The 18,035-nt window shown below is 58.4% G+C and carries 17 protein-coding genes; 8 read left to right on the top strand and 9 right to left on the bottom strand.

The genetic code is table 11. The features are described 5' to 3' along the window. Positions 1 to 70: 70 nt before the first annotated feature. The gene (locus tag RCCGE510_RS17680; protein WP_007632149.1) at positions 71 to 730 is read right to left on the bottom strand and encodes a YggS family pyridoxal phosphate-dependent enzyme; all 660 of its coding nucleotides are present in this window, start codon (positions 728 to 730) and stop codon (positions 71 to 73) included. Positions 731 to 931: 201 nt separating this feature from the next. Between RCCGE510_RS17680 and leuS the strand changes: the two genes are divergently transcribed. The 3 genes from leuS to holA are packed head-to-tail and all read left to right on the top strand — an operon-like array spanning position 932 to position 5,124. Beyond that, positions 932 to 3,562, top strand: a complete 2,631-nt coding sequence (gene leuS, locus RCCGE510_RS17675) for a leucine--tRNA ligase (protein ID WP_007632147.1) — start codon at positions 932 to 934, stop codon at positions 3,560 to 3,562. Beyond that, positions 3,552 to 4,073, top strand: coding sequence for an LPS assembly lipoprotein LptE (gene lptE, locus RCCGE510_RS17670; RefSeq protein ID WP_007632145.1), 522 nt, complete (start codon positions 3,552 to 3,554; stop codon positions 4,071 to 4,073). The genes leuS and lptE overlap by 11 nt, the downstream gene beginning before the upstream one ends. Positions 4,074 to 4,083: 10 nt before the next feature. Continuing rightward, on the top strand, positions 4,084 to 5,124 hold the full coding sequence (holA, locus tag RCCGE510_RS17665) for a DNA polymerase III subunit delta (RefSeq protein ID WP_007632143.1): 1,041 nt from the start codon (positions 4,084 to 4,086) through the stop codon (positions 5,122 to 5,124). A gap of 62 nt (positions 5,125 to 5,186) precedes the next feature. Here holA and RCCGE510_RS17660 read toward each other — a convergent pair whose 3' ends face one another. The 8 genes from RCCGE510_RS17660 to hemE form a co-directional block, all read right to left on the bottom strand. Further along, positions 5,187 to 6,068: a ParB/RepB/Spo0J family partition protein gene (locus RCCGE510_RS17660; protein WP_007632132.1), complete on the bottom strand. Its 882-nt coding sequence runs from the start codon at positions 6,066 to 6,068 to the stop codon at positions 5,187 to 5,189. A 26-nt stretch (positions 6,069 to 6,094) separates the two neighbouring features. Beyond that, the gene (locus tag RCCGE510_RS17655) at positions 6,095 to 6,889 is read right to left on the bottom strand and encodes a ParA family protein (protein ID WP_007632129.1); all 795 of its coding nucleotides are present in this window, start codon (positions 6,887 to 6,889) and stop codon (positions 6,095 to 6,097) included. Positions 6,890 to 6,908: 19 nt separating this feature from the next. After that, on the bottom strand, positions 6,909 to 7,526 hold the full coding sequence (gene rsmG / locus RCCGE510_RS17650; protein ID WP_007632126.1) for a 16S rRNA (guanine(527)-N(7))-methyltransferase RsmG: 618 nt from the start codon (positions 7,524 to 7,526) through the stop codon (positions 6,909 to 6,911). A gap of 25 nt (positions 7,527 to 7,551) precedes the next feature. Beyond that, a complete protein-coding gene (gene mnmG, locus RCCGE510_RS17645; protein WP_007632124.1) occupies positions 7,552 to 9,429 on the bottom strand; it encodes a tRNA uridine-5-carboxymethylaminomethyl(34) synthesis enzyme MnmG in 1,878 nt (625 codons plus the stop codon). Between the two features lie 70 nt (positions 9,430 to 9,499). Next, a complete protein-coding gene (gene mnmE / locus RCCGE510_RS17640; protein ID WP_007632123.1) occupies positions 9,500 to 10,810 on the bottom strand; it encodes a tRNA uridine-5-carboxymethylaminomethyl(34) synthesis GTPase MnmE in 1,311 nt (436 codons plus the stop codon). A 126-nt stretch (positions 10,811 to 10,936) separates the two neighbouring features. Continuing rightward, positions 10,937 to 12,202, bottom strand: a complete 1,266-nt coding sequence (gene rho / locus RCCGE510_RS17635) for a transcription termination factor Rho (RefSeq protein ID WP_085989767.1) — start codon at positions 12,200 to 12,202, stop codon at positions 10,937 to 10,939. 197 nt (positions 12,203 to 12,399) lie between these two features. Beyond that, a complete protein-coding gene (gene hemJ / locus RCCGE510_RS17630; protein ID WP_007632116.1) occupies positions 12,400 to 12,936 on the bottom strand; it encodes a protoporphyrinogen oxidase HemJ in 537 nt (178 codons plus the stop codon). A 2-nt stretch (positions 12,937 to 12,938) separates the two neighbouring features. After that, positions 12,939 to 13,985: a uroporphyrinogen decarboxylase gene (gene hemE / locus RCCGE510_RS17625; protein ID WP_007632115.1), complete on the bottom strand. Its 1,047-nt coding sequence runs from the start codon at positions 13,983 to 13,985 to the stop codon at positions 12,939 to 12,941. A 400-nt stretch (positions 13,986 to 14,385) separates the two neighbouring features. Between hemE and RCCGE510_RS17620 the strand changes: the two genes are divergently transcribed. The 5 genes from RCCGE510_RS17620 to dnaQ are packed head-to-tail and all read left to right on the top strand — an operon-like array spanning position 14,386 to position 18,016. After that, complete coding sequence (locus RCCGE510_RS17620) at positions 14,386 to 15,207, top strand: pyruvate, water dikinase regulatory protein (RefSeq protein WP_007632114.1); 822 nt, start codon at positions 14,386 to 14,388, stop codon at positions 15,205 to 15,207. 33 nt (positions 15,208 to 15,240) lie between these two features. After that, positions 15,241 to 15,840, top strand: a complete 600-nt coding sequence (locus RCCGE510_RS17615; RefSeq protein WP_007632112.1) for a Maf-like protein — start codon at positions 15,241 to 15,243, stop codon at positions 15,838 to 15,840. Then, positions 15,833 to 16,690, top strand: coding sequence for a shikimate dehydrogenase (locus RCCGE510_RS17610; RefSeq protein ID WP_007632111.1), 858 nt, complete (start codon positions 15,833 to 15,835; stop codon positions 16,688 to 16,690). The genes RCCGE510_RS17615 and RCCGE510_RS17610 overlap by 8 nt, the downstream gene beginning before the upstream one ends. Beyond that, entirely contained in the window at positions 16,690 to 17,301 is a 612-nt protein-coding gene (gene coaE, locus RCCGE510_RS17605) for a dephospho-CoA kinase (RefSeq protein ID WP_007632109.1), read from the top strand. The genes RCCGE510_RS17610 and coaE overlap by 1 nt, the downstream gene beginning before the upstream one ends. After that, positions 17,294 to 18,016 carry a DNA polymerase III subunit epsilon gene (gene dnaQ / locus RCCGE510_RS17600; protein ID WP_007632106.1) on the top strand — a complete coding sequence of 241 codons (723 nt, stop codon included), beginning with the start codon at positions 17,294 to 17,296 and terminating at the stop codon, positions 18,014 to 18,016. The genes coaE and dnaQ overlap by 8 nt, the downstream gene beginning before the upstream one ends. Positions 18,017 to 18,035 lie beyond the last annotated feature (19 nt).

Raw genomic sequence — 18,035 nt, 5'->3', positions numbered from 1 at the left:
AGGACATGCAAGCCTCGACCTCAATCTAGGCGGCATTGAGGGGAACAGGAAGCCCAACGAAAGCAGGGTTTCAGCGCGTGCCGAAAATTGCCGATCCAACACGCACGCTGGTGGCGCCGAAGGCGATTGCCGTCTCGTAGTCGCCTGACATGCCCATGGACAGTTTTCCGACGCCGCATCTGAGCGCGAGCTTTGCCAGCAGGGCGAAATACGGCCCAGGATTTTCCTCGGCCGGCGGAATGCACATCAAACCCTCGATGGAAAGGCTGAGTTCTTCGCGGCAGAGGGCGACGAAAGCTGGCGTGTCGTGAGGCGCGATGCCGGCCTTCTGGGGTTCCAGCCCGGTATTGACCTGGACGTAGAGCCGTGGCGTCTTGCCCTGCCGCTTCATCTCCTCGGCAAGCGCGCGGGCGATCTTTTCCCGGTCCACCGTCTCGATAACGTCGAAGAGCGCCACCGCATCCGCCGCCTTGTTCGATTGCAGCGGTCCGATCAGGTGCAGCACGATGTCCGGTTGTTTGATTTTCAGCGCCGGCCATTTGCCCTGGCTTTCCTGCACACGGTTCTCGCCGAAGACACGCTGTCCGGCTTCGATGGCCGGGCCGATCGCCTCGGCCTCGAAGGTCTTCGACACCGCGACGAGCTGGACGGAACCAGCCGGACGACCCGCCTGGCGTTCCCCAGCCGCAATCCGCGACCGCACGTCGTTCAAGCGTTCTTGAAGTTCCATCGTTCTGCCTCGACATACCAGCATGAAAGGATTGGCAATGAACTAACCAGCCAATCTGTGCTTGCCAAGACCCGCCCAAGCGAAATCGCCCAGCCGCGATGAAGATCGGCCGCTTGCAGCGCCTGCAAAACTTGACGCTACCGTGGTTTCATGGTGAAGGTCTCGACCAACCTCCCCTGATTTTCCGGAATGTCGAATACCATGGCCACCGAACGTTATAATCCGCGCGACGCCGAGCCTCGCTGGCAGCAGAAATGGAATGAAGACAAGGTCTTCGAGACCGACAATTCAGATCCGCGCGAAAAATATTACGTCCTCGAAATGTTTCCCTATCCGTCGGGGCGCATCCATATGGGCCATGTCCGCAATTACGCCATGGGCGACGTCGTCGCCCGCTACAAACGCGCACGCGGCTATAACGTATTGCATCCGATGGGTTGGGACGCCTTCGGTATGCCGGCGGAGAACGCCGCCATGGAGCGCGGCGTGCATCCCGCTTCGTGGACTTACCAGAATATCGGCTCGATGAAGGCGCAGTTGAAGGCCATGGGGCTTTCGCTGGATTGGAGCCGCGAATTCGCCACCTGCGATGTTGAATATTACCAGCATCAGCAGCATCTCTTCCTGGATTTCCTGGAGAAGGGCCTGGTCTATCGCAAGCAGTCGAAGGTCAACTGGGATCCTGTCGACAATACCGTGCTCGCCAACGAGCAGGTGATCGATGGCCGCGGCTGGCGGTCCGGTGCGCTGGTCGAACAGCGCGAATTGACGCAATGGTTTTTCAAGATCACCGATTTCAGCCAGGATCTGCTGGACGCGCTGGATACGCTCGACCAGTGGCCTGAAAAAGTCCGCCTGATGCAGAAGAACTGGATCGGCCGCTCGGAAGGCTTGGCGATCCGCTGGGAGATCGTGCCGGAAACGGCACCTGCCGGCGAAAGCGAGGTCACCGTCTATACGACGAGGCCGGACACGCTGTTCGGCGCCTCCTTCCTGGCAATTGCCGCCGATCATCCATTGGCAAAGGATGCTGCCGCCAAGAACGCGGAGATCGAAGCCTTCTGCGAGGAGTGCCGCCGCGCCGGCACGTCATTGGCCGCCCTTGAGACCGCCGAGAAAAAGGGCATGGATACCGGTATCCGCGTCCGGCATCCGCTTGATCCGACCTGGGAACTGCCGGTCTACATCGCCAATTTCGTCCTGATGGATTACGGCACGGGCGCGATCTTCGGCTGCCCCTCGGGCGACCAGCGCGACCTTGATTTTGCTCGGAAATATGGCCTGGCTGTTGTGCCTGTCGTCATGCCGAGGGATGGCGATGCGGCAAGCTTTTCCGTCGGCGATACCGCCTATGACGGCGAGGGCGTGATGATCAATTCGCGTTTCCTCGACGGCGAGACGACCGAGGAAGCCTTCAATATCGTTGCCGACCGGCTGTCGGCCGCTTCGCTCGGCAATACGCCGCAGGCCGAGCGCAAGGTCAACTTCCGTCTGCGCGACTGGGGCATTTCCCGTCAGCGGTATTGGGGCTGCCCGATCCCTGTCATCCACTGCGATGACTGCGGCGTCGTACCGGTGCCGAAGAAGGATCTGCCGGTCAAGCTGCCTGACGACGTCACCTTCGACCAGCCTGGCAACCCGCTCGACCGTCATCCGACCTGGCGTCACGTTTCCTGCCCGAACTGCGGCAAGGGCGCTCGCCGCGAGACGGATACGATGGATACGTTCGTCGATTCGAGCTGGTATTTCACCCGTTTTACCGCGCCCTGGGAGGGAAAACCGACAGATCCTGAGGCGGCTAACCGTTGGCTGCCGGTCGACCAGTATATCGGCGGCATCGAGCACGCGATCCTGCACCTGCTCTATTCCCGCTTCTTCACCCGCGCCATGCGCGAGACCGGCCATGTTGCCGCCACCGAGCCTTTCAAGGGTCTCTTCACCCAGGGCATGGTGGTGCACGAGACCTATAGCCGCGGGACCGGCGGCGGCCGGGAATGGGTGGCGCCGGCCGACATCCGCATCGAGGAGATCGACGGCCAACGCCGCGCCCTTCTCCTGACGACGGGCGAGGAAATTGCGATCGGCTCGATCGAGAAGATGTCGAAGTCGAAGAAGAACGTCGTCGACCCCGACGATATCATCGCCTCTTATGGCGCCGATACCGCCCGTTTCTTCGTTCTGTCGGACTCTCCACCCGAGCGTGACGTCATCTGGTCCGAAGCCGGCGTCGAAGGCGCCCATCGTTTCACCCAGCGTCTGTGGCGGTTGGTTTCCGAAGCCGCGGACGCGCTTTCCGCCATCGCGCCTGCGCCGGCAACCGAGGGGGACGCGCTGTCGATCTCGCAGGCCGCCCACAGGACGCTGAAGGCCGTCGAGAACGATTACGACAAGCTCTGGTTCAACAAGGCCGTCGCCCGAATCTATGAACTCGTCAACGCGCTGGCGGCGCCGATGACCAGGGTTGCGGCGGGCGAGGGTGATGTCACCTATCGAGCGGCAGTGCGTAATGCCGCCGAGATCCTGATCCAGCTGGTCGCGCCGATGACGCCGCATCTGGCTGAGGAATGCTGGACGGCACTCGGCAATGAAGGGCTGCTTGCCCGAACCGACTGGCCGCGATACGACGAAACGCTCGTCATCGAAAATGATGTCGTCCTGCCCGTACAGATCAACGGCAAGAAACGCGCTGAATTGACAATTTCTCGCGACGCAGATCAGAATGCCGTCACCGCCGCCGTGCTGGAGCTGGATGCGGTGAAGAACGCGCTGAACGGACAGGCACCGAAGAAGATCATCGTGGTTCCCCAAAGGATTGTAAACATTGTCGTCTGATATCGCTTGCAAGCTGGTCCGCAATGCCGGCATCGCCATGATCTTTGCCTCGGCGGCTTTTCTCTCCGCCTGCCAGGTCCGACCGCTTTACTCCGAGAGTTCCGGTGTCATCGAAAAGCTTTCCTCGGTCGGCTTTTCGCCGGCAGCAAGCCGGGTCGAGCAGCAGGTCCGCAATCACTTGATCTTCCTGGCCTCACGTGGCGCCGGCGAACCTGAAAAACCGGAATATCAGGTCGAGATGCACACCACGTCGTCTGTCGCCGATACGCTGCTTCGGGATTCGGCCGATACCTCACGTGCCGGTCGTGTGACCGTCAGCGTCACCTATACGCTACGCGCAGCGACCGATAATCACGTTATCAAGGCCGGCAGCCGCGCGACCACGGCGCTGGTGGATTTCCCCGACCAGCAGTTCGCCAAGCAGCGGGCAATCCGTGATGCCGAAAACAGGGCGGCGGATCAGGTGGCGGAATTCGTGGGAGCCGATATCGCCGCTGCGCTCAGCCGCTGAGGGCGGTGATGTGGCCGAGATAAAATCCCACGAATTCGACACCTTCCTGCAGAAATCGGCGCGGAACTATCGGATATTCGTCATATACGGGCCGGACCGCGGCCTCGTTTCTGAGCGTGCTGCCCTGCTTGCCGGCAAGACTGGGGTCGCCCTCGATGATCCCTTCTCGCTGACCAAACTCGATATCGGCGACCTGCAAAGGGATCCGGGGCGGTTGCTCGACGAAGCTCAGTCTATCGGACTGTTCGGTGGTGAGAAACTGATTTGGATCCGCGGCGCCGCCAATGAAAAGTATCTCGTCGATCCCTTGGCGCTGCTGGCTGAAAAACCGCTTGAAGCCGCGCATCTGATCGTCGAAGCCGGTGACTTGAGGAAGAGCTCCCTGCTGCGCAAGGCGGCCGAGACCGCGCGATCGATCATGACGATCCCGTCTTACGCCGATGACAGCCGTGCCTTGAATGGCTTGATCGACGCTGAACTCGGCGCCGAAAAGCTCGGCATCACGCCAGCTGCGCGCCAGGCGCTGATCGCACTGATCGGCGGTGACCGCATCGCGTCACGCAACGAGGTGCGCAAGCTTGCCCTCTATTGTCGCGGCCTCGATACGGTCGAAGAACATCACGTTACCGAAATAATCGGTGACGCCAGTGCGATCTCCGTCGACGATGCCGTTGACGCTATCCTGAGTGGCGATCTCAACGGTTTTCTGCACGCCATGCAGAAAATCAGCAGCTCGAAAACCGCGATTTTTCTCGTGCTCCAGGCATGTCTGAAACAGTTTCAGCTTCTCGATACGATGCGCGCCGAAATGGACGATAAACGTCTGCAGACACCCCAAATCATGCAGACCATGGGTCGTCACCTGCATTTCCGCCGCAAGCCGATCATCGAACAGGCACTGCGCCAATGGACAGCGGAAAGCATCGCTCGTGAATCCAATCGTCTGCAGGCGGCCATTTTGCAGAGCCGACGGCGACAGGTGCTGGAGGACAGCGTTGCAATGCAAACGCTTCTCTCCACCACCCTTCAATCCGGGCGTAAATCTGCCTGACGCTCGTTGTTTCAATGCCTGTCGTTGTCCCGAAACTACCAAACACTTTCGGGCAACGTGCATTATCGTCTCTCAAGCAAACGACAAATTTCTTCGAGTTGTTCTAGCGACTTATAGGAAATTTTAATCTGACCGCCGCTGGTCTTGTGATTGATCGCAACATCAAGGCCGAGCGCATCGGAAAGCGTCCGCTCCAAGGCCAGCGTGTCCGAATCCTTTTGATCTCGCCGCGGGGCGGCCAGCTGCGGTTCGGACTGTGCCTTGATATTGTTCTGCGCCAGCTTTTCCGCGTCGCGCACCGACATGCCCTTGGCAACGATCGTACGGGCCAGGCCTGTGGGGTCAGGCGTCGAAACCAGCGCCCGTGCATGCCCGGCCGACAGGCTGCCGGCGGCAAGAAGGTCGCGAACCGGATCGGGCAGCTTCAACAGCCGCAACGAATTTGCCACGTGGCTGCGGCTCTTGCCGATAATTTCGCCAAGGTCGTTCTGCGTATAGCCATACTCAGCAATAAGCTGTTCATAGCCCAACGCCTCTTCGAGAGCATTGAGATCCGCCCGCTGTACGTTTTCGACAATGGCGATCTCCAGCGCCGTCTTGTCATCCACGTCGCGGACAATGACGGGAATGTCAATCAGTCCGGCGAGCTGAGCAGCACGCCAGCGTCGCTCGCCGGCAATGATTTCATATCGGTCGCGGTCCATCGTCCGTACGACAATCGGCTGAACGATGCCGTGTTGACGAATGGAGCTAGCGAGATCGTGCAGTTCGGTGTCATCAAAGAAGCGACGAGGATTGCGGGGGTTACGACTGACGAACTCGATCGGGATCATCCTGTCGGCACTGATCGTCCGTTCAGCTTCGACGGGGACAGGCTGATCCATTTCTCCAATCAGTGCCGCAAGGCCGCGACCCAATCGCCTTTTCGATACATCGTCATTCATGATTTAAACTACCTCTGAAATGATAATCACGCGGCCAGTCTTTGGCGCTCGCGTTGGATGACCTCCGAGGCAAGCTGCAGATAGGCCTGGCTGCCCGCGCATTTCAGATCATAGAGAATGGCCGGCTTGCCGTAAGATGGCGCCTCGGAAACCCGGACGTTGCGCGGAATTAACGTGTGGTAAACCTTATCACCGAGATGCGTGCGCACATCATTGACCACTTGCTGGGCAAGATTGTTGCGCGCATCGAACATCGTCAAGACGATCCCCTGAATATCCAGGCGCGGGTTAACTGTCCGCCGAACTTGGCTGACAGTCTCAAGCAACTGGCTTAATCCCTCCAATGCAAAGAATTCGCATTGAAGGGGCACCAACACCGAATGCGCGGCCGCCATAGCATTCATCGTCAGCAGATTGAACGAGGGCGGGCAATCGAGAAGAATATATGAAAACGCCTGCGCTTCAGGTGAAGATAGGGCTTTGCGCAACTTGAACACCCGATCGCTCTGCTGGGAGATCTCCATCTCGACACCGAGCAGATCCATCGTCGAAGGAACGATAGAAAGGTTGGGAACCGCTGTTTCCAGCGTCACCTCAGTGACACCGCGTTCACCAATCATCAGATCGTAAGAGGAGAGCTTGCGGTCACGGCGGTCGATACCAAGGCCAGTACTGGCATTACCCTGCGGATCGAGATCGACGATCAAGACGCGCTCGCCAATCGCAGCAAGCGCCGTTGCCAGATTGATTGCGGTGGTCGTTTTACCAACCCCACCTTTCTGATTTGCGATGGTGATAATCCGATGTCGTTCGCCAGCCATTGCCGCAATATCCGATCTGTTAAACCAAGCGCCGGAGATTCGATATTTCCAATATAACAGATTCCGGCTCGACGGCGCTTCTATGTTCTAACAGATCGAATTCCCACCGACCACGTGCTTTGTCGATTTCCCTCAGGTAATCCCGGCCTTTATGAAAGAAGCCGCGGCAGTCCTTCTTACCCTGCATCCACGGCGCAGAATATTCGATCAGTCCTTCGAGATCGGTGAGCGCCCGAGCTGAAATAGCCCCGCATTCACCGATTTTCGCATGGGCATCTTCGATTCGTATGCTGTGCACACTCCCTCGAGCATGTGTTTCTCGCAGAGCTGTTCTCAGGAAGGCTGCCTTTTTATGATTGCTTTCGACCAGATGCACCCATCCGTCTTGGAGTTCGGCGAGAAAGATCGCCGTGATGACGCCCGGAAAACCCCCTCCACTGCCGAGGTCGACCCAGGTCGTCGGCTTGTGATGGATCTGAAACACCTGGCTGCTGTCCGCAATATGCCGGTCCCACAGGTCACCGAGCGTCGACGGCGCCACCAGATTGATGGTTTTTGCCCATTTTTGAAAGAGCGCCGCAAAATATTGCAGCCGTTCCTGTGTTTCACGTGAAACACGCAAACCGTTCAATTCCATTCTAAAAGACTCTCGAATCGTGTGGTTAGGCGCTTTGACGCGAGGAAGGCTGGCGTCGACGCAAGTGCACGAGCAGCAAGGCGATCGCTGCCGGGGTCATTCCTTCAACAATTGCAGCCTGGGCAATGTTAAAGGGGCGAGCGGCACCAAGTTTTGCCTTGAGCTCATTCGACAGGCCAGAGAGCGAAGCATAGTCGAAATTAGCCGGTATGTGCCAGGCTTCGTCGCGTTGCTGATCGACAATCGCCGCGGCTTGCCGATCCAGATAAACGGAATAGCCCGCTTCGACTGCCAATGCCTCCGCCACCTTAGGAGCAATCGCACCGAAATTCTCGGGCCAGATATTCCGAAGGGTGTCGAAATCATAATTCGGATAGGAGAGCAGATCATAGGCGGTTCGTCGCTGGCCGTCGCGATTAATGTTCAAACCTGCGCGCCGCGCCTCAGTCGGTGTAACCGTCAGCGACTGCAACAGTGCCCGGCCTGCGTCAATCTCGGTCTGGTACCGCGTGAATCGCTGCTTACGTTCGCTGCCCACACATCCAAGCTGCATCGCCAGCGGCGTCAAGCGGACGTCGGCATTATCAGCCCGCAATGTCAGTCGATATTCGGCGCGCGACGTAAACATCCGGTACGGCTCCGTAATGCCGCGAGAGGTCAGATCGTCGATCATCACCCCGATATAGGAATTTGTCCGGCTAAAATGAAACGGTTCCGAATCGCAACTTCGCAATGCAGCATTCAATCCCGCCGCCAGACCTTGAGCCGCCGCCTCCTCATAGCCGGTCGTGCCATTGATTTGACCGGCGAGAAATAGGCCTGTCAGCCGCTTGACCTCGAGCGATGGCGTCAACTCTCTGGGATCGACATGATCATACTCGATCGCATAACCGGGTTGAAGGATCCTCGCTGTTTCCAGACCGGGAATTGTCTTGATGAATGCAGCCTGCACTTCAGCTGGCAGGGAAGTCGAGATGCCATTCGGATAGACGGTATCATCGTCCAGACCTTCGGGCTCAAGAAAGACCTGATGTCCATCCCGCTCTCCAAATTTGACCAACTTATCTTCGATCGATGGGCAGTAACGAGGCCCGACACCTTCGATCTGACCGGAATACATTGCCGACCGCATGATATTGTCGACGATGATTCGGTGCGTGGCTTCGGTCGTCCTGGTCACCCCGCATTCGATCTGCCTGGTGGTGATCGCGTCTGTCATCAGGGAGAAGGGCACCAACTCCTCGTCAGCTCCTTGGCGACCGACGGCGTGCCAGTCGATGGTCTTCCCATCCAGCCGCGCCGGCGTGCCGGTCTTCAATCGTCCCAGCCGCAATCCAAGCCTGGCCAATGTCGCCGACAGCCCGATTGACGGCGCTTCCCCAACACGACCAGCCGGTGTCTTCTCCGAACCGATATGAATAAGGCCGCGAAGAAAGGTGCCGGTTGTCAAAACGACCGCCGGAGACCTAAAAGTCCGACCGTCCTTCATGATGACGCCGGTGACGCGTCCATCAACAACATCCAGATCAAAGGCGTCGCCCTCGACAATCTCCAGACCGGGTGTTGCTTCGATCGCCGTCAGCATGGACGAACGATAGAGTTTTCGATCGGCTTGCGTTCGCGGTCCGCGGACAGCCGCGCCCTTCTTCTTGTTCAGCATCCTGAACTGAATGCCGGCAACGTCGGCGACCCGACCCATCAAGCCATCCATCGCGTCGATCTCGCGAACCAGATGGCCCTTGCCAAGCCCACCGATCGCCGGATTACACGACATGACGCCGATTGTGTCGCGTTTATGGGTCACCAAGGCAGTTTTGGCGCCAAGGCGCGCTGCTGCGTTGGCAGCTTCCGACCCTGCATGGCCGCCGCCTATGACAATCACGTCGTAGACATTGTCAGTCATATATCAACTCCATAAACGTCAGACGTTTCACGTGAAACCCACGCGGACATCGGTCCGCGTTTCACGTGAATCATTTGCCGATACAAAACTCCGAAAAGATTACTCCGAGCAACTGCTCGACATCCACTCTGCCGGTAATTCTGCCTAAAAACTCCGAGGCAACTCGAAGTTGCTCGGTGCGCAGTTCCAGATTCAGGGCTGTTTGAGCAACCGCCGCATCCAGCGCCGACAAACATTTCGCCAGCGAATCCTTATGCCGTTGCCGGCTGGGAATCGCCATGGATAGACCGCCAACTCGCTCGGCAACGATATCACCGATCAGCCGTCGCAATTCCGGTAAACCATCGCCTGTCGCCGTCGAGATCCGAAGATCATAGTGATCCGACGTATCAACAAGATCCTTCTTCGTTCCAACCGTAACATGCGCAGAGGTCTGGTCCAAGTCACCAGGGACGACGGGGTTTGCCATATCGACCAGCAGCAGAACGAGATCTGCGTCACGCAGGGCCAAACGGGCGCGACGTACGCCTTCGATTTCAACCCTGTCATCCGCCTCACGCAGGCCGGCTGTGTCGTAGAGCTTGATCAGGTAGCCGTCAATGTCGAGATCGACCTGTAAGACATCGCGCGTGGTACCGGCAATCTCGGTGACAATCGCCACATCGCGGCGTGCCAGAGCATTCAGAAGGCTGGATTTCCCAGCATTCGGCGCGCCGGCAATGACAACCTTGAAACCGTCTCTGATAACCTCGCCGGCCGAGGCCGCAGCCAGGTGATGCTCCATATCGCGCCGAAGCGCCTCCATATCGATCCAGACCATATCCGATACCGAACCGGGGACATCGTCCTCATCGGGAAAGTCAAGTTCCGCCTCAACCAACGCTCGGGCACGGGTTAATCGTTCCGCCCACGAATCGTAAATAGCCGAAAGCCCACCGGCGCTCTGTTCGACCGCGAGGCGTCGTTGCATCTCGGTTTCGGCACTAATCAGATCGGCAAGCCCTTCGATCTCGACCAGATCAAGCTTGCCGTTTTCAAAAGCCCGGCGCGAGAATTCTCCTTCGACCGCCATCCGAACACCTGGAACATCGCCAAGGGCGTGAAACAGCGCAGCCAGCACGGCCTTGCTGCCATGGATCTGCAGTTCGGCAACGTCCTCGCCGGTAAATGAGTTCGGGGCAGGAAAAAACAGCACCAGACCATTGTCAATCGGCTGATTGTTACGAGTCCGAATCGTTCTGTAGGAGGCATATCGGTCTGCCGGAACCGATCCGATAAGCCGGGTCAATAGAGCCCTGGTTAACGGGCCACTGATGCGCACGATCGAAACGCCCGACGGTGGTGCGCCGCTCGAGAGCGCATATATCGTATCATTGATCATGGTCGGGTCGCTGTTCCGTCGGTTGGAATCTGATTCGAGATCCTCTCAAATAGAAAAAGCTGGCAACATCGTGACGATGTCGCCAGCTCTCATGAGCGCAAATCACCGGATGAATCCGGCTAAGGACTACGTATTCATCGAGTCGAAGAAGTCGGAATTGTTCTTCGTCTGCTTGAGCTTGTCGATGAGGAACTCGATCGCATCGGTCGTGCCCATCGGCGCCAGAATGCGGCGGAGCACGAAGATCTTCTGCAGATCCTGGCGTGGAACGAGCAGGTCCTCCTTGCGCGTGCCGGACTTCAGGATGTCCATCGCCGGGAAGATGCGCTTGTCGGCGACCTTGCGATCGAGGACGATTTCGGAGTTGCCCGTACCCTTGAATTCTTCGAAGATCACTTCGTCCATGCGGCTGCCGGTATCGATCAGCGCCGTCGCGATGATTGTCAGCGAGCCGCCTTCCTCAATATTACGCGCCGCGCCGAAGAAGCGCTTCGGCCGCTGCAGAGCATTGGCGTCCACGCCGCCGGTCAGCACCTTGCCCGAGGAGGGAACGACGGTGTTATAGGCGCGGCCGAGACGGGTGATCGAGTCGAGCAGGATGACAACGTCACGCCCGTGTTCGACAAGGCGCTTGGCTTTCTCGATGACCATCTCGGCCACCTGCACGTGACGCACAGCCGGTTCGTCGAAGGTCGAGGAGATGACTTCGCCGCGAACCGAGCGCTGCATGTCGGTCACTTCCTCGGGGCGTTCATCGATCAGCAGAACGATGAGATAGCATTCCGGATGGTTCGCGGTGATCGAATGGGCAATGTTCTGGAGCAGCACGGTCTTACCGGTGCGCGGCGGTGCGACGATCAATCCACGCTGGCCCTTGCCGAGCGGCGCCACCAGGTCGATCACACGCGGCGACAGATCTTTCGTGGTGGGAACATCGAGTTCCATCTTGAAGCGCTCGTTCGGATAGAGCGGCGTCAGATTGTCGAAATGAACCTTGTGTCGGATCTTTTCGGGATCGTCAAAATTGATGGTGTTGACCTTGAGCAGCGCGAAATACCGCTCGCCTTCCTTCGGCCCGCGGATCGGGCCCTCGACCGTATCGCCTGTCTTCAGCGAGAAACGGCGGATCTGCGACGGCGAGATATAAATATCGTCCGGACCCGGCAGGTAGTTTGCATTGGGGGAACGCAGGAAGCCGAAACCATCCTGCAACACTTCGACGACCCCTTCGCCGATGATTTCGACATCCTGGCTGGCAAGCATCTTCAGAATGGCAAACATCAATTCCTGTTTGCGCATCGTGCTGGCATTCTCGACCTCGAGCGATTCGGCGAAAGCCAGAAGATCCGTCGGGGATTTGCTCTTAAGTTCCTGAAGCTTCATTTCAGCCATGAAGTGACCAATACTCTTTTCAATTTCGAAGGGGGAAGGCGATGTTGGGTCGTATTCGGTATTGCGAAGGGCTCGCAAACGACTGAACTCTACACACATGCCACGTAGATGAGATGCGCGGAAAATAGCGAGTCGCAATCGTCGCCGCAAGAGGGCTGCTTAAAATGAAGCAAATTTAACCTGGAGCTGATTTTGCCTCAGAACGGCTTCACGACGACGAGGATCACAATTACGATCATCAACAGTGTCGGCGCCTCGTTCATGAAACGCCAATAGCGTGCGGTGCGGCGGTTCTCGTCCCGTTCGAAAGCTCTGACGGCGCGGCTGAAGAACACGTGAACACCGGTCAAAAGCACGACGAGACCGATCTTGGCATGCAGCCAGCCCCCCTGGAATCCATAGACCGACCAGGCGAGATAGAGGCCGAAAATCCAGGTCAACATCATGGCTGGTGTCATGATGATTCGAAGCAGCCGACGTTCCATCACCTTGAAGGTTTCCGATTGCACCGAACCGGGTTCCGCGTCGGTGTGATAGATGAACAGCCGCGGCATGTAGAACAACCCGGCCATCCAGGAAATCACTGCGATGATATGGAGCGCCTTGATCCAGAGATAGAGATTATCCGGGTTCCAGGCAAAAAGTCCGACCGCCATCAGCGCGAAGAAGGCCAGCGCAAAATGCGCCCGCCGGCGGGCGTAAGCGCCGGCCCTGCGATCGGTCTGCTTTTCCATCGTCAGTTCCCGCCTCGCATTTGGCCGCCCCGCACGCGATCGACCAGCCGGCGCACATGCTCGGGGTCGGCCTGCGGTGTGATGCCATGGCCGAGATTGAAGATCAGCGGGCCGTGGCCGAGATGCTGCAGAATATCGTCGATACCCTCTTCCAGCGCCCGGCCACCGGCAACGACGCGCATTGGATCGAGGTTTCCCTGAACCGGTCCGTCCTTCTGAAGTTCGGCGGCAAAGGCCAACGGCACCGACCAGTCGAGGCCGATTGCATCTGCACCCGTCTTTTGACGGTATGTCTTCAGCTGGTAGCCCGCGCCCTTAGCAAAGGCGATGATGCGGGCGTGCGGGCGCTGGGCTTTGACCGAAGCGATCATCCGCGCAACCGGCTTGATCGCGAACGCCTCGAACTCTCTCGCGCCGAGAACGCCAGCCCAGGAATCGAAGATCTGCACGGCGTCTGCGCCGGCATCGATCTGAGCGACGAGATAATCGGCCGACACGTCGGCAAGCAGCATCAGCAAATGTTCGAAGGCGCGGGGATGCCTGTAGGCGAAGAGACGGGCAGGGGCCTGATCCGGCGTGCCGTGTCCGGCAATCATATAGGTCGCAACCGTCCAGGGGGCCCCACAGAAGCCGAGCAGGGTGGTCTCAGTTGGCAACTCCTCACGCAACCGCCGCACCGTCTCCAGAACCGGGCTGAGATAATCGACAACTGCTTCCCCATTCAACCTGCCGATACCGTCTTCATCGATCGGATCCATCTCCGGCCCACGGCCTTCGGTGAACCGGACATTCCGCTTCATTGCATCGGGGATGACGAGGATATCGGAAAACAGGATGGCTGCATCAAAGCCATAGCGGCGGATTGGCTGTAACGTCACTTCGACGGCATAATCCGGCGTGTAGCAAAGATCGAGGAAACTTCCTGCCTTTGCCCGCGTCTCTCGATATTCCGGGAGATATCGTCCCGCCTGCCTCATTAGCCAGAGCGGCGGAGGGGAGAGGCTTTCGCCCTCGAGAACCCTCATGATCTTTCGGCGCGTGTCGTTCAAGCGCTTCTTCCCTATAAAAAATCAAAGATATTTTAAAAGGTTTCTATTTCTTAGAGTCGGTGTCTATCAAGGATTAAAATCTATCCACCGCCGATGCCATTTGTCGCGTGCCGGCAAAAAGCATCAAAAGGATTTTGCCATTTGGTCGAAAGTCCGGGGAGAAACCGAATCTGAAAATGATTCCAGATCCTTGCGGACCGATGATTTTCCCCGTGCTTGTGGATAAGCTGTGGACCTCTTCTCGACAAATCCCCTTGTTCCCCATTTTCCACAAGGCAAGCAGAAACCGATCCGCAAAATTCGAAATGTGGATAAACAGGCATGTTTTCCCTTGCCCGACACTGCCTCGCCGCCTTAGCTCTGTTTCATCCAGTCTTTTCAACAGGCAGCGGAAAATAACGTGGAGAACAGAACGAACTTCTTTCATCTGCATCTGATTTCTGACTCAACGGGAGAGACTCTCATCTCCGCCGGCCGCGCCGCATCGGCACAGTTCAGATCCGCCCAGCCGATCGAACATGTCTATCCGCTGATCCGCAACCGCAAGCAGCTGCTGCCGGTTTTGCAGGCGATCGACGATGCACCGGGCATCGTGCTCTATACGATCGTCGACCGGGAGCTTGCGAGCCTGATCGATGAGCGCTGCGTCGAGATGGGGGTTGCCTCGGTGAATGTGCTGGAGCCGGTCATGAATGCGTTCCAGATCTATCTCGGTGCCCCATCAAGCCGTCGGGTCGGAGCCCAGCATGTGATGAATGCCGGCTACTTCGCGCGTATCGAAGCGTTGAATTTCACCATGGATCATGATGACGGCCAGATGCCGGATGATTACAACGATGCCGATGTCGTCATCATCGGCATTAGCCGCACGTCGAAAACACCGACCAGCATTTACCTCGCCAACCGCGGCATCAAGACGGCGAACATTCCAATCGTCTATGGCGTGCCGTTGCCGGAGAGCCTGTTCGTCGCCGCCAAACCGCTGATCGTCTGCCTGATTGCCACCACCGACCGTATTTCCCAGGTGCGGGAAAATCGCATCCTCGGCGCCACACATGGCTTCGATCGCGAACACTATACCGATCGCGCTTCGATTTCCGAGGAGCTGAAATATGCCCGCTCGCTTTGCGCCCGCCATAACTGGCCGTTGATCGACGTGACTCGCCGCTCAATCGAGGAAACCGCCGCGGCAATCGTTGCCCTGCGCCCAAAGCTGCGCTAAGCGCTGACCGGCAGCCGGTACTCCGAGGAACCCATGACGCAGAAACTCATCCTTGCATCGTCGAGCCCCTTTCGGCGGATGCTGATGGAAAATGCCGGCCTATCGTTCGAGGCGCATGCCGCAGGCATCGATGAACGGGCGGTCGAAGCGCCATTGGAAGAAGCCGGCGCCAAGCCGGATGTAGTGGCTCTTGTCCTGGCCAAGGCCAAGGCCGAGGACGTCAGCAGCCGTTTTCCGGAAAGGCTGGTCATCGGTTCGGATCAAACGATGTCGCTCGGCGACCGCGTCTTCCACAAGCCGCGGAATATTGCCGACGCTGCCAACCACCTTGAGGCCCTTTCCGGCGTGACCCACCGGTTGAACAGTGCTGTCGCGATCGTCAGCAATGGCGTCGTCTTGTGGCAACATCTCGCCCAGGCGGAGCTGACGATGCGGCCCTTGACGGTAGATTTCATCGCCAGGCATTTGGTGCGGGTCGGCGACAGAGCGCTTTCCAGCGTCGGCGCCTATCAGTTGGAGGGGGAGGGCATTCAGCTGTTCGAGAAAATCGAGGGGGATTATTTCACCATTCTCGGCCTGCCGATGCTGCCGCTCTTAAAAAAATTGCGAGACCTCGGAGCGATCGATGGGTGATTCACGTGAAACATTCGGGCCGAAAGCGTTTGTCACCGGTTTTCCCATCAAGCATTCGCGCTCGCCGTTGATCCACGGATATTGGCTGAAGACGCTCGGCCTGCCAGGCAGCTACCGCGCGCATGAAGTAGCACCCGAGGCCTTTGCCGATTTCATTGCCACGATGAAGGATGGCAGTTCGGGCTTTGCCGGAGGCAATGTCACCATTCCCCACAAGGAGCTGGCGTTCCGGCTTGCCGACAAACCCGACGCGCTGTCGCGCGAGCTCGGCGCCGCAAACACGCTTTGGCTGGAGGATGGCGCCCTGCACGCGACGAACACCGACGGTCGCGGCTTTATCGCCAATCTCGACGAACGCCATCCGGGCTGGGACCGGCATGACACGGCGGTCGTCTTTGGCGCCGGCGGCGCCAGCCGGGCGATCATCCAGGCGGTCCGTGATCGTGGTTTCAGAGAAATCCACGTCGTCAACCGCACCGTCGAACGGGCGCGTGAACTGGCGGATCGTTTTGGCCCGAAGGTTTACGCCCATCCGGCGGCAGCACTGACGGAAGTCATGAAGAGTGCCGGCCTCTTCATCAATACCACCTCGCTCGGCATGGACGGCGAGCCGGCGCCGCAACTCGATTTCACGCCGCTTGCAGCCGACGCCGTCGTGACCGACATCGTCTATGTCCCTTTGAAGACGCCGCTCCTGGCACAGGCGGAAGAGCAGGGATTTCCCATCGTCGATGGTCTCGGCATGCTGCTGCATCAAGCGGTGCCCGGCTTCGAGAAATGGTTCGGCCGGCGTCCCGTCGTCGACGCGGCACTGCGTGCACTCATCATCGCCGATATGGAAGCCCACTGATGCTGACGATCGGTCTTACCGGCTCTATCGCCATGGGAAAATCGACGGCGGCAAAGCTCTTCGCCGAAGCGGGAATCCCGTTGAATGATTCTGATGCGGTGGTCCACGATCTCTATACCGGCGAGGCCGCACCGCGAGTGGATGCCGCTTTTCCCGGAACGATGAAGGATGGCGCGGTCGACCGACATGAACTCGGCCGCCAGCTTGCCCTCGATCCGGATGGCTTCAAACGCTTGGAAGCGATCGTCCATCCGCTGGTTCGCAAACGCGAGGCGGAATTTCTGGCGCGGCAGCGCGCTGCCGGCGCGGAGATGGTATTGCTCGATATTCCTTTGCTCTTCGAAACCGGCGCCGAGAAAAGAGTGGATGTCGTCGTCGTCGTCAGCGCCAGTCCACAGATTCAACGCGAGAGGGTGCTTGCGCGCGAAGGCATGACCGAGGAAAAATTCGAGATGATTCTCTCACGCCAGACGCCGGACGCGGAAAAACGGCGCCGGGCGGATTATCTGATCGACAGCAGCCAGAGGATCGCGGAGACCAAGGAACGGGTGCTAGAGATTATCGCCGACCTGAAAACGCGGATTGCCAAGGGAGATTTCCGGAATGCGTGAGATCATCTTCGATACGGAAACCACCGGTCTCGACAGCCGCGCCGACCGTATCATCGAAATTGGCGGCATCGAGCTGTTCAACCATTTCCCCACGGGCAATGTCATCCATATCTTCATCAATCCCGGCGATCAGAAGGTTCACCCGGATGCGCTCGCCGTGCACGGCATCACCGATGAATTCCTGAAGGACAAGCAGCCTTTCGCGGAGGTCGCCGAAGAAATCCTTACCTTCTTCGGCGATGCGAAGTGGATTGCCCACAACGCCACCTTCGATATGGGTTTCATCAATGCCGAATTGGCGCGGATCGGTTTGCCGCCAATCCTGCCGGAGCGGGTCGTCGATACCCTGTCGATGGCGCGGCGCAAACATCCGATGGGACCGAATTCGCTCGACGCGCTCTGCCGGCGCTACGGCATCGATAATTCGCACCGCACCAAACACGGCGCGCTGCTCGACTCCGAACTGCTTGCCGAAGTTTATATCGAAATGATCGGCGGCAGGCAGGCAGCTTTCGGCCTGAGCATGGGCGCGACATCAGGTCAGAACGGTCGTGGCGATATGGCCGAGGAAGACGATGTGGTGATTGCCGGAGTGCTGGAGCGGCCCCGCCCGCTTGGCACCCGCCTCAGCCAGACCGAGGAGCAGGCGCATGGGGCGCTCGTCGCCAAGCTCGGTGAAAAAAGCATCTGGGCGAAATACGCCAACCTCAATTAAACCAGTCGCAATTGAACCA

The organism is Rhizobium sp. CCGE 510 (genome assembly GCF_000292525.1).
Taxonomy (GTDB): Bacteria; Pseudomonadota; Alphaproteobacteria; order Rhizobiales; family Rhizobiaceae; genus Rhizobium.
Note: the sequence above shows the minus strand (reverse complement) of the source record. Positions and strands in the feature narration are given on the sequence as shown.